This window comes from Mycetohabitans endofungorum (genome assembly GCF_002927045.1).
GTDB classification, from domain to species: domain Bacteria; phylum Pseudomonadota; class Gammaproteobacteria; order Burkholderiales; family Burkholderiaceae; genus Mycetohabitans; species Mycetohabitans endofungorum.
This window is the reverse complement of sequence record NZ_PRDW01000011.1, coordinates 23,903-42,108: the sequence shown is the minus strand read 5'-3', so window position 1 is coordinate 42,108 and position 18,206 is coordinate 23,903. Positions and strand designations below refer to the sequence as shown.

Annotated in this window: 10 protein-coding genes, 1 tRNA gene, 2 pseudogenes and 2 riboswitches; of the genes and pseudogenes, 8 read left to right on the top strand and 5 right to left on the bottom strand. The window is 64.0% G+C overall.

All coding sequences use genetic code 11. The features are described from left to right. Nucleotides 1-165: 165 nt before the first annotated feature. A complete protein-coding gene (locus tag B0O95_RS11365; RefSeq protein ID WP_013433931.1) occupies nt 166-501 on the bottom strand; it encodes a helix-turn-helix domain-containing protein in 336 nt (111 codons plus the stop codon). Further along, the gene (locus B0O95_RS11360) at nt 482-859 is read right to left on the bottom strand and encodes a type II toxin-antitoxin system RelE/ParE family toxin (protein WP_104077998.1); all 378 of its coding nucleotides are present in this window, start codon (nt 857-859) and stop codon (nt 482-484) included. The genes B0O95_RS11365 and B0O95_RS11360 overlap by 20 nt, the downstream gene beginning before the upstream one ends. Before the next feature lie 197 nt (nt 860-1,056). Between B0O95_RS11360 and B0O95_RS17205 the strand changes: the two are divergent. Continuing rightward, nucleotides 1,057-1,339 (top strand): annotated as a pseudogene (locus tag B0O95_RS17205) (tyrosine-type recombinase/integrase); the annotation flags it as partial. Nucleotides 1,340-1,392: 53 nt separating this feature from the next. On the opposite strand, the gene B0O95_RS11345 reads toward B0O95_RS17205, so the two are convergent. Continuing rightward, nucleotides 1,393-1,468: transfer RNA gene (locus B0O95_RS11345), tRNA-Arg, on the bottom strand. A gap of 371 nt (nt 1,469-1,839) precedes the next feature. Here B0O95_RS11345 and B0O95_RS11340 point away from each other — a divergent pair. The 7 genes and pseudogenes from B0O95_RS11340 to B0O95_RS11310 all read left to right on the top strand — a co-directional run bounded on the left by B0O95_RS11340 (nt 1,840) and on the right by B0O95_RS11310 (nt 12,686). Further along, nucleotides 1,840-2,454 (top strand): c-type cytochrome, encoded by a 615-nt coding sequence (locus tag B0O95_RS11340; RefSeq protein WP_104077997.1) that lies wholly within the window; start codon nt 1,840-1,842, stop codon nt 2,452-2,454. A gap of 182 nt (nt 2,455-2,636) precedes the next feature. Then, the gene (locus B0O95_RS11335; RefSeq protein WP_104077996.1) at nt 2,637-4,775 is read left to right on the top strand and encodes a UvrD-helicase domain-containing protein; all 2,139 of its coding nucleotides are present in this window, start codon (nt 2,637-2,639) and stop codon (nt 4,773-4,775) included. Between the two features lie 301 nt (nt 4,776-5,076). Beyond that, nucleotides 5,077-5,180: riboswitch (glycine riboswitch) on the top strand. A 60-nt stretch (nt 5,181-5,240) separates the two neighbouring features. Further along, nucleotides 5,241-5,384: riboswitch (glycine riboswitch) on the top strand. A gap of 63 nt (nt 5,385-5,447) precedes the next feature. Further along, nucleotides 5,448-6,566: a glycine cleavage system aminomethyltransferase GcvT gene (gene gcvT, locus B0O95_RS11330; protein WP_104077995.1), complete on the top strand. Its 1,119-nt coding sequence runs from the start codon at nt 5,448-5,450 to the stop codon at nt 6,564-6,566. Nucleotides 6,567-6,656: 90 nt separating this feature from the next. Next, nucleotides 6,657-7,037 carry a glycine cleavage system protein GcvH gene (gene gcvH / locus B0O95_RS11325; RefSeq protein ID WP_104077994.1) on the top strand — a complete coding sequence of 127 codons (381 nt, stop codon included), beginning with the start codon at nt 6,657-6,659 and terminating at the stop codon, nt 7,035-7,037. A gap of 64 nt (nt 7,038-7,101) precedes the next feature. After that, entirely contained in the window at nt 7,102-10,104 is a 3,003-nt protein-coding gene (gcvP, locus tag B0O95_RS11320) for an aminomethyl-transferring glycine dehydrogenase (RefSeq protein ID WP_104077993.1), read from the top strand. Between the two features lie 355 nt (nt 10,105-10,459). Next, nucleotides 10,460-11,257 (top strand): annotated as a pseudogene (locus B0O95_RS11315) (alginate lyase family protein); the annotation flags it as partial. A 40-nt stretch (nt 11,258-11,297) separates the two neighbouring features. Beyond that, nucleotides 11,298-12,686, top strand: a complete 1,389-nt coding sequence (locus B0O95_RS11310) for an L-serine ammonia-lyase (RefSeq protein WP_104077992.1) — start codon at nt 11,298-11,300, stop codon at nt 12,684-12,686. A gap of 214 nt (nt 12,687-12,900) precedes the next feature. Here B0O95_RS11310 and B0O95_RS11305 read toward each other — a convergent pair whose 3' ends face one another. Both B0O95_RS11305 and putA read right to left on the bottom strand, forming a co-directional pair. Continuing rightward, the gene (locus tag B0O95_RS11305; RefSeq protein ID WP_104077991.1) at nt 12,901-14,052 is read right to left on the bottom strand and encodes a branched-chain amino acid ABC transporter substrate-binding protein; all 1,152 of its coding nucleotides are present in this window, start codon (nt 14,050-14,052) and stop codon (nt 12,901-12,903) included. A 90-nt stretch (nt 14,053-14,142) separates the two neighbouring features. Beyond that, nucleotides 14,143-18,063 (bottom strand): trifunctional transcriptional regulator/proline dehydrogenase/L-glutamate gamma-semialdehyde dehydrogenase, encoded by a 3,921-nt coding sequence (gene putA, locus B0O95_RS11300; RefSeq protein WP_104077990.1) that lies wholly within the window; start codon nt 18,061-18,063, stop codon nt 14,143-14,145. Nucleotides 18,064-18,206: the final 143 nt, after the last annotated feature.

Sequence of the window (18,206 nt, the reverse complement as noted above, 5' to 3'; positions counted from 1 at the left end):
CGTGGCGTATTCGTCATCGTTAAGATCGCTGTGCAATCGTCCACGACAATCGACAGTACGCAGGCACCATCGACAGTACGCAGTAGCGAAGCCGTCTCGATATTCTCGTGAGGCAGTTGCCCCACGCTTCATCGGTAATGCAGGCACCCATTGGGTAGCACTGGGTCAAGCGAGCGCGAGCGTCAGATGTCCGACCGGCTCGGCTGCCGGCCGCACCTTTATTTCGATGTCATAGCCGAGGCGGTTCAAACAGTCCATTAGCTTGCGCTCAGACAGGTTGGTAAAGTCACCACGCATCATTCCTGACACCTTCGGTTGCGGCACGCCCATGCGTTTGGCCGCTTCTTGTTGTGTCAGCCCGAGGGCGCGCATTGCCTTCCTGATCTCGACCACCAGGCCGGTCTTGATCTTAAGCTTTTCGGCATCGGGCAGTCCAAGGTCGGCAAAGACGTTGCCTGAGCTGCGCTGAACCTCGACGCCTTTAATGATTCGTTTTTGCATTTCGTAGCTCCTGTGCCCATGCTTCGGCCACTTTCAGCCGAGCGCGAATGATGTCTATGTCTGCCTTCGGCGTGGCGATCCCGCTCTTGCTCTTCTTCTGAAAGCAGTGTAGGACGAACACCGCTTCCGCAAACTTCACCGTGTAGACGGCCCGGTACGTGCCGCCAGCATCATCCTCGACTACCTCTAGCACGCCGGCACCGCCGAAACCTTTGAGCACTTTTACAGCGTCATCTTGATCGCCCCTCTGCGCCAACGACAGCGCATAACCGAAACGCCTGCGCACCTCAGGTGGCAACGCCATCAGATCCTTGTAGCTGCTCGCGATCCATTCAAGCGGTTTTTCTTTGCCAGACATGGAAACAATTTATACCTGTTCAGGTAAAATGGCAAGCACTGCGCCCTACAAAACAGAAGTCGCCAAACAATTATTTGGCGATGTCACCGCGCTGGAGTCGGGATTGCCGCCTTGAGAAAGGCAAAACGTGTGTGACAAACCATTCACGAACACGGTTCGCTGGAACATCGCCGTGTCGCCGGACACGGATTAGTCCGCGCGCATGTTCCTTGCATTGCAAGGCGGCGGCTGCAAGGGCAAGTTTTCCCGTTTCATCGAAGAGGCTGTGCGTACCTATATTTTCGAAAAACGACTTGCGGCACACCTGGGCGAGTTGGCACGTGCAGCGCGGCACGCCGTTGCAGGTGCTGAAGGAATTGGGCGGCTGGCAAACGCTAGAGATGGTGCAGCGGTACGTGCACCTGTCATGCCGACCAACTGATGCAATGGGTGACGCCGCTCACGAAGCTACACGACGAACGGAAGTTAGCTGTATTTTAGCTATACCGGGGGTAACCCAGAAAGAGGGAATCGCAGAAAACCGTTGTCCAGCTTGGCGCGCCCGGCTGGGATCGAACCAGCAACCCCTGCCTTCGGAGGGCAGTACTCTATCCATTGAGCTACGGGCGCATCGCATTGAAGGGTATCCGAGGGAAACGGACGCCAAAGCAGTCTAAAAGTATAACGCAACTCGACTGTGTCGTCCATCCGATGTGGGGGAAATACCAGCCCCCAGCCATCGCGGTCCCGCACCGATTCCCGTACATGGACGCCCCCCAGCCTACCAAGCTCTCAGTAGGTGACGACGCGAGGTAAAGATTTGCACCGGTACATTCGGGCTCTGATTGGGCAAACGCACGCTTAATAGCACGGGAAGCTCCGTCACGTCCCGTTTCTTTGCGTCTATAATCGATCGACGGTTGTTATCGGCAGTCGTTCTGGCAGGTCCTGTCGTTCGCTACCACGCTTTACCGAATCCATTATTAGAGAGACGAGACAGCATGAGCGAAGCACACGAAGCCCCAATCAAAAATCCGAAGCAACTCATTGCGCTGGTCATTGCCAGCTTTGCGCTCCCGGTCATCATCATTGCGTTGCTCGTCAATTATGTGGACAACGCCACCCGCACCGGTGCCGGCACCGACGGTTTGTCGGACGAGCAGGTTTACCGCCGTATCGCACCCGTAGCCCACGTGGAGATCCGCGACGCGAGCACCCTAGGCCAAGGCCAACGCGCGTCCGACACATCGGCCGCCGCAACGCAATCCGCCGCGTCGGCAAGTAGCAGCAACGCGCAAGCCGCCGCAGCCGCAATCGCCGCGATTCCTTCGGCGCCGCCGTCCGGCAGCGCCGCCACGTCCGCAAGCGCGGACGCCGCGCAGACCGGCAAGGCGCTGTACCAGCAGGTCTGCCAAGCGTGTCATGGCGCCGGCGTAGCCGGCGCACCCAAGCTCGGTGACAAGGCCGCCTGGGCGCCACGGCTAAAGGAGTCGATGGACACTGTCTACCATTACGCGCTGCACGGCAAGGGCGCGATGCCGCCCAAAGGCGGCTCGAATGCGTCCGATGCCGACGTTAAGGCGGCCGTTGACTATATGGTAGGCGCAGCCAAATAGCCGGATCGGCACGGAGCGGCGCAGTCAACCCGTCTCCGAACTTTAGGCCCACGCGGCGCGTCGGCTGTCCACGACGCGCCGCTGTGTTAGCGCCGCTGTGTTAACATCCCCGGTCCCAGCGAACCACATCGTTCGACGCGATGCATCCGTGCAGCGCGCGTCGTCGCCCTCCGCTACGCTCCATGTATGGCCTAAACCCCGCGCAAAGTGCCGCCGTCACCTATCTCGACGGCCCCTGCCTCGTGCTTGCCGGCGCCGGCAGTGGTAAGACGCGTGTCATCACGCAGAAGATCGCCCATTTGATCGAGGCAAAAGGTTTCGAGCCACGTCACATTGCAGCGGTCACCTTCACGAACAAGGCGGCAGCCGAAATGCGCGAACGGGTTGGCAAGCTGCTCGAGGGCAAAACGCTGACGGCGCCTGGCAAGGAAGGCCGCAAATTGCCCGTCAATCAGCTGACGGTATGCACGTTCCATTCGCTGGGCGTACAAATCCTGCGTCAGGAAGCGGCACATGTCGGCTTGAAGCCGCAATTCTCGATCATGGACGCGGACGATTGCTTCGCCATGATTCAGGAGCAGGTCGGCACGACGGATAAAGGACTGATTCGCAGGATCCAGTCGATCATCTCGCTATGGAAAAACGGCATGGTCACGCCGGAACAGGCCAGTGTGCTCGCGCAGAACGAGGACGAGATGCAGGCGGCGATCGTGTTCCGCAATTACGCGGCGACGCTGCACGCGTATCAGGCGGTGGACTTCGACGACTTGATCCGGCTGCCCACGGAATTGTTCCGCGGCAATGAGCCGGTGCGCGACAAATGGCAGAACCGGCTGCGCTACCTGCTGGTGGACGAGTACCAGGACACCAACGCGTGCCAGTACGAGCTGCTGAAGCTGCTCGCCGGTCCGCGCGCGGCGTTCACGGCAGTCGGCGACGATGACCAGGCGATCTACGGCTGGCGCGGCGCGACATTGGAGAACCTCGCGCAATTGCAGGTGGACTTCCCTCGTCTGAAGGTCATCAAACTCGAGCAAAACTACCGCTCGACGGTGCGCATCCTGAACGCCGCGAACAGCGTGATCGCGCAAAACCCGAAACTGTTCGAGAAGAAGCTGTGGTCCGAGCATGGCATGGGTGACACGATTACCGTGACGCCATGCAATGACGAAGAGCACGAAGCGGAATCGGTGGTGTTCCGCCTATCGGCGCACAAGTTCGAACGCCGCGCGCAGTTCCGCAACTATGCGATCCTGTATCGGGGCAACTTCCAGGCCCGGATCTTCGAGCAGGTGCTGCGCCGCGAGCGTATCCCGTACGTGTTGTCCGGCGGACAGTCATTCTTCGATCGCGCCGAAATCAAGGACATCTGCGCCTATCTCCGGCTGATCGCTAATCACGACGACGATCCGGCGTTCATCCGCGCGATCACCACGCCGCGCCGCGGTGTGGGCAACACGACGCTAGAGGCGCTCGGTTCGTTTGCCGGCCAGGCGAAGGTGTCGCTGTTCGAGGCAGTCTATATGGGCGGCATTGAGGCGCGGCTGTCGCCACGTCAGGTCGAGCCGCTGCGGGTGTTCTGCGATTTCATTCAGCGCATCGCGGCGCGGGCCAGCACCGACCCGGCAACGACGCTGCTGGATGATCTAATGGAAGCCATTCATTATGAAGCGTACCTGTATGACGCATTCGACGAGCGCCAGGCGCAGACCAAGTGGACGAACGTGCTCGAGTTCCTCGAATGGCTCAAGAAGAAGGGCACGAAACCGGAGCGCGATGCCACGCTCGGCGGAACCGACAAGCCAGGCGGCGAGGATGCCGATGACGATGACGAACAACACGCATACGGCTACGATAATGCGGACGGACTGGCCGATACCGGCAAGAACCTGCTGGGTTTGATTCAGACCGTCGCGCTGATGTCGATGCTCGATGGCAAGGACGAAGATCCGGACGCGGTACGCCTGTCCACCATCCATGCGTCGAAGGGCCTCGAGTATCCACACGTGTTTTTGGTGGGCGTTGAGGAAGGCATTCTTCCGCACCGCGGTGGCGCCGATGATGAGCTGATCGACGACGCGCGGATCGAGGAGGAGCGCCGCCTGATGTATGTCGCGATCACGCGCGCGCAGCGCAGCCTGCATCTGAATTATTGCAAGAAGCGAAAGCGCGCGAGGGAGACGCTCGTGTGCGAGCCGTCCCGCTTTATTGCGGAAATGCGTCTGGACGATGCGCCGCCGCCCACGCAGGACGAAGCGCCGATGACGCCCAAGGACCGGCTGGCGAGCCTGAAGGCCCTGCTGCAGAAACAGCCAGGCTGAATACCGTCACGTCGCGCAGCACGGCCACGCCCAACGACACCCATGTGCCGCTGGTCCGCGCCTGCCAGTCAGTGCCCGTGATGCGGCCGACGGCCTGGCGATCATCGAAAAGGCGCGTGAAAGCGCGGCAACCGGACGGCTCCTGGACTTCGCACAATGAAAACCCGTGCGGGTTCTCCGCCGTCGGCCACCATGACTGGCGCGTCCCGATCCGGACCGGCGCGGACCCGCATGCCGCACGCGCGAGCCGATGTCGCTCGCGCGAGCCGATTGACACAGCGGCGCGCGGCGCGCACAATCGCCACGCGCGCCGGGAGAGCGCGCCGGTTTCATGCGACGAATCGCAAGCCGGTGCCGCCGAAGGGGCAACCCACAAACTCTCAGGCAAAAGGACCGTGCGCGCCGGACTGCCGACTCGTTGTCGCGCGCCACGCCGCCCGTTGGCACGTGTGCGCCAACCGGTCGGCGCCGCACTCTGGAGAGCGGTAGTAGCAGCCGTGCGCGTGTAAACGCAGCGGCGCAGGCTACCCACCGAAGGGGCGCGCGCCGATGCGTGGCAGGCAAGCCGCGCGGCGCAATCTCTCAGGTACCGAGGACAGAGGGGGCACGCATGCATCCACCGCCGCCCGGATGCTCGTGCGCCTTTTTGTGTTCGCGCTACTGAGAGCTTTCATGACACAATTCAAGATCACCCCGCTCAACGCGGTCCATCGTGCGCTTCATGCACGCATGGTCGACTTCGGCGGCTGGGATATGCCGGTGAACTATGGCTCGCAGATTGACGAGCACCGCGCGGTGCGTAGTGACGCCGGTATGTTCGACGTGTCGCACATGTGCGTCGTGGATATCGCCGGCGCTGGCGCACGGGCGTTCCTGCGCATGACATTGGCCAACAATGTTGACAAGCTGCAAACACCGGGCCGGGCACTGTACTCGTGCATGCTAAACGCGAGCGGCGGGGTAGTCGACGATCTAATCGTGTACTACTTCGCCGACGATACATTCCGCGCTGTGGTCAACGCCGGTACCGCGGACAAGGACATCGGCTGGCTTGGCCAACTCAATGCGGAAGGCAGCTTCGGCGTCACGCTGACGCCGCGCCGGGACCTGGCGATCCTCGCCGTGCAAGGCCCGCATGCGCGGTTGAAGGTCGGGCAGGCCGTGCCGACGGTGCAACAGCCGGGTGAAGCGCTCAAGCCCTTTAACGCCACGCGCGTGGACGGCACACCGTTCGGTGCACTGATGGTCGCCCGCACCGGCTATACCGGCGAGGATGGTTTCGAGCTTATTGTCGAAGCTGCACACGTGCAAGCGTTATGGCAGGCGCTGGCCGCGCAGGGCGTCAAGCCATGCGGCCTGGGCGCGCGCGATACGCTGCGGCTGGAGGCCGGCATGAATCTGTACGGGCAGGACATGGACGAAAACGTGTCGCCGCTTGACGCCGGCCTCGCGTGGACCGTCGATTTGTCAGGCGAGCGGGATTTCGTCGGCAGCGCGGCGTTGCGCGCGCAAGGTCAGCGCGCGGCGTTCGTGGGCTTGGTGCTGGACAAGGATCCGCAGGGCAAGCCGGCTGGCATTCTGCGTGCGCACCAGAAGGTGCTCACTGCGCACGGCGACGGCGAGGTCACCAGTGGCACGTTCTCGCCATCGTTGCAGCAATCCATCGCATTGGCGCGCGTGCCGACGGCTGTGTCGGCCGGCGATACAGTACAGGTTGTGATCCGCGATAAGGCGTTGCCCGCGCGGGTGGTTAAACTGCCGTTCGTGCGCCACGGTAAGCCGCTCGTCTGACGGCGGCGCGCCGCCACCGCCGCGCGCCGAGCACGGTCCGCCCGCGCCGAGCACACCGATTCACGACCTCAACGATATCAGGAGTCATCCATGACCATCCCGGCCGAACTCAAATACACCGAATCCCATGAGTGGATTCGCAAGGAAGACGACGGCACGCTGACCATCGGCATCACCGACCACGCACAAGAAGCGCTGGGCGACGTCGTGTTCCTTGAACTTCCGGAAGCCGGCAAGCAGGTCGAGGCCGGCGACGTGATTGCAGTAATCGAGTCAGTCAAAGCGGCCTCCGACATCTATGCGCCGGTTGCTGGCGAGATCGTCGAGTCCAATGACGCGCTGACCAGCGCGCCGGACCAGGTCAACGGCGCGCCGTACGAGTCCTGGTTGTTCCGTATCAAGCCCGCGGATACCGCTGCGATGGACCAACTGCTCGACGCGGCCGCGTACGGCCAGGCGATCGGCGCCTGATTGACCCCAACGGGTCCACGCCGGCCCCGCGCGTCGCGGCGGTGTGGGCCGACAGGATTTCGATATGAAGCCAGAACACCCGGATCACCTGATGAATCGCGCCAACCGCCCCACGTTCGCCGAGCTTGAACGACACGACGCTTTCGTCGAACGTCACATCGGGCCTAGCGCCGACGATCAGCGGCAGATGCTGGCGGTGCTCGGCTTCGATAACCGCGACGCGCTGATCGACGCGGTGATTCCGCCGAGCATCCGGCGTCGCGACAGCCTGCCGCTTGGCGAATTCACCGCGCCGCGCAGCGAGGCCGAAGCGCTCGCGCGGCTGCGCGAACTGGCGTGCCAAAACGAAGTGTTCCGCAGCTACATCGGCCAGGGCTACTATGGCACACACACGCCCGCGGTGATTCTGCGCAACGTGCTCGAGAACCCAGCGTGGTACACCGCCTATACGCCGTACCAGCCCGAAATCTCGCAAGGCCGGCTCGAGGCGCTGCTCAATTTCCAGCAGATGGTGATTGACCTGACCGGGCTGGACACCGCCAATGCGTCGCTGCTCGACGAAGGCACGGCGGCAGCCGAGGCCATGACGCTGCTGCAGCGCGTGGGCAAGCCGCGCTCGAACGTGTTCTACGTGGCCGACGACGTGCTACCGCAGACGATCGAGGTGGTCCGCACGCGTGCACAACCGGTGGACATCGACGTGCGGGTTGGCCCTGCCGCAGCGGCGGCGCAAGCCGGCGCGTTCGGCGTGCTGCTGCAGTATCCGGGCGTCAACGGCGACGTGCGTGACTATCGCGACCTGGCTGCCGCGATCCATGAAGCCGGCGCGCACGTGGTGGCTGCTGCCGATCTGTTGGCGCTGACGCTGTTGACGCCGCCTGGCGAATGGGGCGCGGATGTCGCGGTGGGCACCTCGCAGCGCTTTGGCGTGCCGCTCGCGTTCGGCGGCCCGCACGCCGCGTATCTTGCCGTGCGCGACGCGTTCAAGCGGCAGATGCCGGGGCGGCTCGTCGGCGTGACCATCGATGCACAAGGCAAGCCCGCGTTGCGGCTGGCATTGCAAACCCGTGAACAGCATATCCGTCGCGAGAAGGCGACCTCGAACGTGTGCACCGCGCAGGCATTGCTGGCCATCATGGCCAGCATGTACGCGGTCTACCACGGTCCGCGAGGCCTGCGGCAGATCGCCGAGCGCGTGCACCGCACCGCGGCGATTCTGGCGGCCGGCGTGCGGCAGCTCGGCTACGCGCTCGCCAATGACACGTTCTTCGACACGCTGACGATCGAGTCGGGCACGCGCACCGAAGCGCTGCACGAGGCTGCGCGCGCGCGGCGGATCAACCTGCGCCGGATCGACAACGCGCGCGTGGGCGTGTCGGTCGATGAGACAACGACGCGTTCGGATCTGGCCGATTTGCTCGCGCTGTTCGCCGAAACGGCCAGCGAGGCGCCCGCGCTCGCCGGCGTGCAGCCGGGCACCGTGCACACGCAAAGCGGCGCGCCGACGTTGGACATCGACGCGCTGGACGCTAGCGTCGAAGACACGCTGCCTGGCGCGTTGTTGCGCCGCAGTGCGTACCTGACGCATCCGGTGTTCAACCGCCACCACTCCGAGACGGAAATGCTGCGCTACCTGCGCCGGCTCGCCGACAAGGACCTTGCACTGGATCGCGCGATGATCCCGCTCGGTTCGTGCACGATGAAACTGAACGCCACGTCGGAGATGCTGCCCGTCACGTGGCCCGAGTTCGCGCAAATCCATCCGTTCGCGCCCGCGTCGCAAACCGTCGGCTATCGCAAGATGATCGAGCAGCTCGAGCAGATGCTGGTGGCGTGCACGGGCTATGCCGCGGTATCGCTGCAACCGAATGCCGGCTCGCAGGGCGAGTACGCCGGGTTGCTGATCATCCACGCATACCACGCGTCGCGCGGCGAAGGACATCGCAACGTCTGCTTGATCCCGGCTTCCGCGCACGGCACCAATCCGGCATCCGCCCAGATGGCCGGCATGCAAGTCGTGGTCGTCGCGTGCGATGCGCAGGGCAATGTCGACGTCGAGGACCTGAAGACCAAGGCCGCGCGCCATGCAGACAAGCTGGCGGCGATCATGATCACGTACCCGTCCACGCATGGCGTGTTCGAGCAAAACGTGCGGGAGATCTGCGAGATCGTCCACGCGCACGGGGGTCAGGTGTACGTCGACGGCGCGAACATGAACGCCATGGTGGGCCTGACCGCGCCCGGCCAGTTCGGCGGCGACGTGTCGCATCTGAATCTGCATAAAACTTTTTGCATCCCGCATGGCGGCGGCGGCCCCGGCGTCGGGCCGGTCGCGGTGGCCGCCCACCTGGCGCGCTTCCTGCCAAACCAGCGTTCGGTCGGCTATGTGCGCGAAGACGCGGCGACGCCGGCCGGTAATCCGGACGGGATCGGCGCGGTCTCGTCGGCGCCGTACGGTTCAGCCGCCATCCTGCCGATCTCGTGGATGTACATTGCGATGATGGGTGCATGCGGCCTCAAGTCGGCGACCGAGACGGCGATCCTAAACGCGAACTACATCGCCAAGCGCCTCGCCCCGCACTACCCGGTGCTGTATTCGGGGGCCGGCGGCCTGGTCGCGCATGAGTGCATCCTGGACTTGCGGCCGATCAAGGACGCAAGCGGCGTGACCGTCGAAGACATCGCAAAGCGGCTGATCGACTACGGTTTCCACGCCCCGACGATGAGCTTCCCGGTGCCCGGCACGTTGATGATCGAGCCGACCGAGTCGGAATCGAAGGCAGAGCTGGACCGCTTCATCGACGCGATGATCACGATCCGCGATGAAATCCGCGCGGTCGAGCAAGGCCGCGCGGACCGGGACGACAACCCGCTCAAGCATGCTCCGCACACGGCCGCGGTCATTGGCGCCGACACGTGGCCTCATGCCTACGGGCGCGAACAAGCTGCGTATCCGATCCCGTCGCTGGCGGCCAGCAAGTACTGGCCGCCTGTGGGCCGCGCCGACAACGCGTACGGCGATCGCAATCTATTTTGCTCGTGCGTGCCAGTCTCCGACTATGCGTAACGCGACACTGTCACGTTAGCGCCGAACGAACCCCACGTTTTCGGCCCAACGCGACAGAGAGGCTTGCGTGCGTTGCAGATCAACCCACGCATGCGTCGCTCATGTTCCCGCACGGGCTGTTCACTCGTCCAGTTGCTTCACGAACACATGGGCCTTGCACGCGGCGCCGTCGCGACCGAGAATCGGCACGGTTCAGCGCACGGAACCGCATCGTTTGCGTGAGCCATCCGCGAAGAAAGGCTAACATCTCGATCCGACCACAGCCCAGAGAGCGGAGCCCTGAATAGTGGACGCGTTCCGATCCGATCCAACACGCCGCCGTGCCGCCGCACGCGCCACGATCGCGCTCGTCGCGATGGCGGGCCTGCTGGGCCTACTCTGCGCGGTGTCGGTGCGCGCAGCGATAAACTTTTGCGCGGCGCCAGCGCTGCAGAGCAGCGAGCGCACTCATGCCGACCCCGGGGTGCGTGCGCTAGTGCAACAGACCTGCGTGGGGCTCAACAACGCGCCGCGAGCGGTGGATCGATTGCATACCGAAGGCACGCTGCCCCACCAGGGCATTTACGATCAAAGTGTCGACGCGCAAAAGGATTTCAAGCTGATGCGCAACGCCGCGCTCGCGTGGCGCGCAACCGGCGACGAGCGCTTCCTGCGTTATGTCGCACGCTTGCTCGACGCGTGGGTCACGACTTACCAGCCAAGTTTCAATCCGATCGACGAGACGAAGCTCGATGGCTTGATTCTCGCGTACGACCTGACCGCCAGCGCACTGCCGGCCAAAACGCGCAACGCGACGATCGCGTTCCTGCGCAAACTGGCGCGCGGCTATGTCGAGCGCATCGACAGCCAGCCTCGGCCACTCCGGCATACGTTCGCGAACAACTGGCAGAGCCATCGCGTCAAGCTGATCGCGATGGCCGCGTTCACGCTGGATGATCGCAAGTTAATCGATGCCGCGCAGCGGTTGTTCGTCGAACAGATCGGCACAAACATTGCCCCGGATGGCACAACACGGGATTTTGGCGAGCGCGACGCGCTGCACTACGCGACCTATGATTTGCAGCCGTTGGTGATGGCCGCGCTGGCCGCGCGCCGGCACAACCGCAACTGGCTGCGCGAGCGCAACATCGACATTGCAACCGCCTGCCCCGCTGGTCCGGCCACGGGTGTGGCGTGACACTTCTGGAGTCGCCATGGCCGTCAGCGTATTCGATTTGTTCAAGATTGGCATTGGCCCGTCGAGCTCGCACACGGTCGGCCCGATGCGCGCCGCACTACTGTTCGCACAAGGCCTGCAGCGCGACCAATTGCTGCCGGCCACCGCATCGGTCAAGGTCGAGTTGTATGGCTCGCTCGGTGCGACCGGCAAGGGCCATGGCACCGACCGTGGCGTCATGCTCGGCCTGCTTGGCGAGGCGCCGGACACCGTGCAGGCCGAGACGATCGCGGACAAGCTCGAGCACGTCACCTCGTCGCGCACTCTGGCACTGCTTGGCACGCACCCAATCCCGTTCCTGCCGAAGGAGCACATCGTGTTCTATCGACAGGCGTTACCCGAGCATCCGAACGGCTTGAAGCTACGGGCGCTCGATGCCGACGGCAGCGTGCTGCGCGAGTCGACCTATCTGTCCGTGGGAGGCGGCTTCGTGGTCACGGCCGGTGCGTCCAACACACGCGTGCTCAATGCGCACGAGCAGCTGCCGCACCCGTTCTCGACCGGCAGCGAGCTGTTGCAGCGATGTACGCAGACCGGGCGCACCATCGCGCAACTGATGTTCGAGAACGAGCGGGTATGGCGCAGCGACGACGCGATCCGTGCTGATCTGCTGCAGATTTGGGACGCGATGCAATCATGCGTCGCGCGCGGTTGCGGCATCGGCAACCCTGCGGCAGACGGCAACCTGCCGGGCCCGTTCCAGGTGCGCCGGCGGGCGCCGCAGTTGTATCGCGACCTGTCGGGCAAGCCCGAGATGGTATTGCGCGATCCGCTGTCGATGGTGGATTGGATCAATTTGTACGCGATCGCGGTCAACGAGGAAAACGCAGCCGGGGCCCGCGTGGTGACAGCGCCAACGAACGGCGCAGCCGGGATCATCCCAGCCGTGCTGCATTACTACACGCGCTTTGTGCCTGGCGCAAACGACGCGGGCGTCATCGATTTCCTGTTGACCGCCGGTGCGATCGGCATCCTGTACAAGCTCAATGCATCAATCTCCGGCGCCGAGGTCGGTTGCCAGGGCGAGGTCGGGGTCGCCTGCTCGATGGCGGCCGGCGCGCTGACCGCGGTCATGGGGGCCACGCCCGCGCAAGTGGAGAATGCAGCAGAGATCGGCATGGAGCACAACCTGGGGTTGACCTGCGATCCGGTGGGCGGCATGGTGCAAATCCCCTGTATCGAGCGCAACGCGATGGCTTCGGTCAAGGCCGTCAATGCCGCGCGGATGGCGCTGCGCGGCGACGGCTCGCATTACGTGTCGCTCGATTCAGTGATCAAGACGATGCGCGAGACCGGCGCCGACATGAAAACGAAATACAAGGAGACGTCCCGCGGCGGTCTCGCCGTGAACATCGTCGAGTGCTGACAGGGTACGCGGATAAGCGAGTAAGCTTGCGTTGCGTGGCCGGCGGCGTGGAAGCGGCAAGCCGCCCCGTGCATGCCCACCAACGCGTGGCGGTATCAGCCCGTGCGCCATCCGGCTGCACCAAAGCGACGAGCCCCACTCGGGGGCTCGTCCATTCACGCTGCCGTTCGACCCGCCCGCCCGTGTCGTCCACGCACGGACGCTCAGCTGCGACTTACTTACCGCCTACGCTTTGCAGCGTGGTCCATTGACCGTTGACGACCTTGTACAGCGTGATGCCCCCGTTCTTCAGGTCGCCCTTCGCGTCATACGCGACGTGCTTGGCTGTGACGCCTGACATATCGGTCCTCGCCAGCGCCGGCAGGTACTTCGCCGGATCGGTCGAGTTGGCCTTCCTCATCGCGTCGAACATGGCCATCGCGCCATCGTACGCATACGGCGAGTAGGTCTGCACCTCTTCGCCGAAACGCTTCTTGTACTTCGCGACGTAGTCCTTGCCACCCGGCATTTCTCCCAGCGGCAGCCCCGCCAGCGACGCGATCGTGCCGTTGGCCGCGTCGCCCGCAATCTTCAGAAATGTGTCGGTCTTGACCATTTCGCCGGCCATCAGCGGCGCCTTGATGCCCAACGCCTTCATTTGCTTGACCATCGGGCCGGCCTGCGCGTCTGCGCCGCCGTAGTAGACCAGATCCGGTGTCATCGATTTCACCTTGGTCAGGATCGCCTTGAAGTCGACCGCTTTATCGTTCGTGTACTCGCGGTCAAGAATCTTCGCGCCCGAGGCTTTCGCGGCCTTCTCAAACTGATCGGCTAGGCCCTGGCCGTACGCGGTCCGGTCGTCGATGATCACAACCTTCTTCAGTTTCAGCGCCTTCACCGCGAACGTGCCGGCCACCGAGCCTTGCTGCGTGTCGGAGGTCATCATCCGGAACGTCGTTTTGTAGCCCTGCTGCGTGTATTCCGGCGCGGTTGCCATCGCAATCTGCGCAATCCCGGCGTTCGCATAGATGCGCGATGCCGGAATCGTTGTCCCCGAGTTGAAATGGCCGAGCATGCCCTTGATACCGTCGTCGACGAGCTTTTGCGCAACGGTCGTGCCGGTACGCGGGTCAGCCTGGTCATCGCCGGTGTCCAGCACGATTTGCACCGGCTTGCCGCCGATCACCGGCTTGGTCGCGTTGAAGTCCTCGATCGCAAGCACAATGCCGTTCTGCATGTCCTTACCATAGTGCGCCTGGGCGCCGGTCATCGGTGCGGCAAAGCCCACCTTCACCTGCTCTGCCTGCTGCGCGTGCGCTACGCTCCCCGTGACCGACAAGGCGGCGAACAACGTCGCGCCTGTCAGCTTTTTCATCGTGTGTTCCATCGAGACATCTCCTTTTGGCTTTAAGGGTGAGGCGTCGCCCGGGGGGCCGCCGTGCCCCGCCTCGCTTCGTGCCAAGCGACCAAGTGGTGTTCAGCCGATTGTCATCAAACTTGTATTACCGCCCGCGGCGGCCGTGTTGACGCTCACCGAACGCTCGGTCAACAGCCGCTCAAGCGCATAGCCGTCGCTGAAGGTGCCATCGTCGAACGCGCCGGCCGCAACGCCCTGCACGCTGACGATCGGGCCACCGCGCTCGGCGATCCGCCGTACCAGCGATTGCAACACATCGCTGTCGCCCTCGAACAGCACGGCATCATACTCGAGGCCGAGGTCGCCGTCGCGGCTCACCGCCGCGTGGCTGCGCAACGCGGCAGGCAGCGCACCGACCAGTTGCTCGCCGCTCGCGCCGATGAACAGCGCGCGGTTGCCGGTGGCCAGCACCGCCGCCAACTGTGCGCGTGCGCCGCTGGCCGTCGACGCGATGCACAGTACTGTGCCACGTGCGCTGAGCGCATAGGTGTTGCGCTCCCCGGTCGGGCCCGGCAGCACGACCGTGGCGCCGGCGAGCACCTGGCTCAGGTAGCCGTCGCAACAGGCGGCAAGCTGGGCATCGCGCTCGCCGATCAACCAGTCGCGAAACGCCGTGAGCGCCGCCGGTCCGCCGCCGGCCGGCGACTGCTCCGTCAGCGACCTGGCCAGCGACGCGGGTAAGCCGTTCGGACGCTTGGCCAGCAGCCGCTGCAAGGTCAGCGGTCCGCCCGCCTTTGGCCCCGTGCCCGAGAGCCCTTCTCCGCCGAACGGCTGCACACCAACCACCGCGCCGATCACGTTTCGGTTCACATAGATATTGCCCACATGCGCGCGTTCGATGACGTGACCGATCGTCTCATCAATCCGCGTGTGGATCCCCAGTGTCAGCCCGTAGCCGGTCGCACGGATGGCCTCCAGCAGCGATTCCAGCGCATTGCGTCGGTAGCGCACCACATGCAGCACCGGCCCGAACACCTCGCGCTCCAGCTCGTCGATGCTGTCAAGCTCAATCAGTGTCGGCGGCACGAACGTGCCATGCTGACAGCCGTCCGGCAGCGGCAACTGGAACACCTTGCGGCCCTTGTCGCGCATCACCGCAATATGCGCTTCGATGCCGCGCTTAGCTTCAGCATCGATGACCGGGCCGACGTCGGTGGACAGACGATCTGGACTGCCAATCGACAATTCACGCATTGCGCCGGTCAGCATCTGCAACGTACGCTGCGCCACGTCCTCCTGCAGGCACAGCACGCGGAGCGCCGAGCAACGCTGGCCGGCCGAGTCGAACGCCGACTGCAGCACGTCCGCGACGACCTGCTCGGCCAGCGCCGACGAATCGACGATCATTGCATTCTGGCCGCCGGTCTCGGCGATCAGCGCAATCGGCTTACCGTCCGGGTCAAGCCGTTCGGATAGCGTACGGTTGAGCAAGCGTGCGACCTCAGTGGAGCCAGTAAACATCACGCCACGGGTACGCGGATCGGCGACCAGCGCAGCACCCACCGTCTCCCCGTCACCGGGCAGCAATTGCACGGCGCCAGCTGGAACGCCGGCCTCGTGCAGGATGCGTACCGCCTGCGCGGCGATCAACGGCGTCTGCTCGGCGGGTTTTGCCAGCACCGTATTGCCGGCGGCCAGCGCCGCCGCGACCTGGCCCATGAAGATCGCCAGCGGGAAGTTCCATGGACTGATACAGACGATCGGCCCGAGCGGACGGTGCGTGTCGTTTGAAAGCTCGCCGCGGATCTGAGACGAGTAGTAGCGCAGGAAATCGATCGCCTCACGGATCTCAGAAATCGCATTCGGCAACGACTTGCCCGCCTCGCGCACGATCAGCCCTATCAGCGTATGGGTCTGCGCTTCGAGCAGGTCGGCGGCGCGGGCCAGACAGTCGGCGCGTGCCTCCACGGGCGTGGCCTGCCAGATCGGCGCGGTGGCAAGCGCATTGGCGAGCGCGGCTTGCACGTGCTCGGCCGTTGCGTTCACCACCGTGCCGACCACGTCGCGATGATCGGCGGGGTTGCGCACCTCACGCGGCGTGCCACTCATCACCGCGCCGGGCTGCAGCGTCGGCGCGGCATGCCACATCACGTTGGTGCTCGCGAGTAATGCCGAGGACAGCGACGCGAGGCGATGCTCATTGGACAGGTCCAGCCCCATTGAGTTGACCCGTTCGCTGCCATACAGCGCGCGCGGCAACGGGATCTTGGGGTGCGGCGCCCCGAGCGGCACGATCCGCGATGCCTCGTCGACAGGATCCGCCACCAGCTCGGCCAGCGGCACCGACTCATCGGCAATCCGGTTCACGAACGACGTGTTCGCACCGTTCTCCAGCAGCCGACGCACCAGATACGCAAGCAGCGTCTCATGGGTACCGACCGGCGCGTACACGCGGCACGGGCGATTGAGCTTGTCGCGGCCGGTCACTTCCTCATACAGCGGCTCGCCCATCCCGTGCAGGCACTGGAACTCGTACTGGCCCGGATAATAGTTCTGGCCCGCAACATGGTAGATCGCCGACAACGTGTGGGCGTTATGCGTGGCAAACTGAGGGTACACTGCATCGGGCGCGCCCAGCAGTTTCTTTGCACACGCGAGATAAGACACGTCGGTGTAGATCTTGCGGGTGTACACGGGGTAGTCTTCGAGTCCGTCCACCTGCGCCCGTTTGATCTCGCTGTCCCAGTACGCGCCCTTGACCAGCCGCACCATCAGGCGATGGCGACTGCGGCGAGCCAGATCGATCAAGTAGTCAATTACGAACGGACAGCGCTTCTGGTACGCTTGCACGACAAAGCCGATGCCGTTCCAGCCGGCTAGCTCCGGATCGAAGCACAATGCCTCGAGCAGATCCAGCGAGATCTCCAGCCGGTCCGCTTCCTCCGCGTCGATGTTCAGGCCGATGTCGTAGCGGCGCGCCAAGCGCGCCAGCGCTCGCACCCGCGGCCGCAACTCGCTCATCACGCGGTCGTACTGCGCGCGCGAGTATCGCGCATGCAGCGCCGACAGCTTGATCGAGATCCCCGGTCCCTCGTAGATGCCGCACCCGCCGGCGGCCTTGCCGATCGCGTGGATCGCCTGCTCGTACAATGCGTAGTAATGCTGAGCATCCTCCTCGGTCGTTGCCGCCTCGCCGAGCATGTCATACGAATAGCGGAAGCCGCGCGCCTCGTATTTCCGGCTGTTCGCCAACGCCTCGGAAATCGTCTCGCCGGTGACGAATTGCTCGCCCATCAACCGCATTGCCATGTCCACGCCCTTGCGGATCAACGGCTCGCCACCCTTGCCGATTATCCGCGTGAGTGCCGATGACAGGCCCGCCTCGCTGTTGGTCGCGACCAGCTTGCCAGTGATCATCAGGCCCCACGTCGCGGCGTTGACGAATAGCGACGGGGCATGGCCGATGTGCGACTTCCAGTCGCCCTGACTGATCTTGTCACGGATCAGCGCATCGCGCGTGGCCCGGTCCGGAATCCGCAGCAGCGCCTCGGCCAGGCACATCAGCGCAACGCCTTCCTGGCTCGACAGCGAGAACTCATGGATCAACCCTTCGACGCCACCGCCGGTACGCTTGGCGCGCAACGTCTCGACCAAGCGCGTAGCGAGCGCCTGCACGCCGCTGACCAGCGGCACCGCCAGCTGCGCCTGCCCAATTAGGAACGGCACGCACTCCGACTCCGGACGCCGATAGGCCGCGGTGATCGCCGCACGCAGCACCGACTGCGGCTGCACGTTCTGCGCAAATTCCAGGAACGGGTGCGGCGCGCCGTCGTCCGGTTCGATGCCCGACTCGCCGGCGTCAGCCACCCCATTGGACAGCGACAACTCGGGGGGCAGCGTACCGTGCTCGATTTTCTCCAGGTACGCGAAAATTGCCTGCTTGACCAGCCAGTGCGGCGTGCGCTCCAGGCGCAGGGCCGCTTCTTTGAGTCGGGTCCGCAGCAGATCGTCGACCTTAACGCCAAGGGTGGTGCTAGCCATGATTCCTTTCCATCGGCGTCGCCGCCGGACCACTCGAAAAATCTGGCTGATCCTACTTCGTACATTAAAAAGGTGCAACCTTTCCGGCCGATGGTTGCGCCTGCATAAAATGGTTTATTTACAACGACTTACTAAGTTGCTCC

Coding starts and splice junctions, on each gene's coding strand:
- B0O95_RS11365 (WP_013433931.1), bottom strand. CDS start 501: ATGCAAAAACGAATCATTAAAGGCGTCGAGGTTCAGCGCAGCTCAGGC.
- B0O95_RS11335 (WP_104077996.1), top strand. CDS start 2,637: ATGTATGGCCTAAACCCCGCGCAAAGTGCCGCCGTCACCTATCTCGAC.
- B0O95_RS11360 (WP_104077998.1), bottom strand. CDS start 859: ATGTCTGGCAAAGAAAAACCGCTTGAATGGATCGCGAGCAGCTACAAG.
- gcvT (WP_104077995.1), top strand. CDS start 5,448: ATGACACAATTCAAGATCACCCCGCTCAACGCGGTCCATCGTGCGCTT.
- putA (WP_104077990.1), bottom strand. CDS start 18,063: ATGGCTAGCACCACCCTTGGCGTTAAGGTCGACGATCTGCTGCGGACC.
- B0O95_RS11310 (WP_104077992.1), top strand. CDS start 11,298: ATGGCCGTCAGCGTATTCGATTTGTTCAAGATTGGCATTGGCCCGTCG.
- B0O95_RS11340 (WP_104077997.1), top strand. CDS start 1,840: ATGAGCGAAGCACACGAAGCCCCAATCAAAAATCCGAAGCAACTCATT.
- gcvH (WP_104077994.1), top strand. CDS start 6,657: ATGACCATCCCGGCCGAACTCAAATACACCGAATCCCATGAGTGGATT.
- B0O95_RS11305 (WP_104077991.1), bottom strand. CDS start 14,052: ATGGAACACACGATGAAAAAGCTGACAGGCGCGACGTTGTTCGCCGCC.
- gcvP (WP_104077993.1), top strand. CDS start 7,102: ATGAAGCCAGAACACCCGGATCACCTGATGAATCGCGCCAACCGCCCC.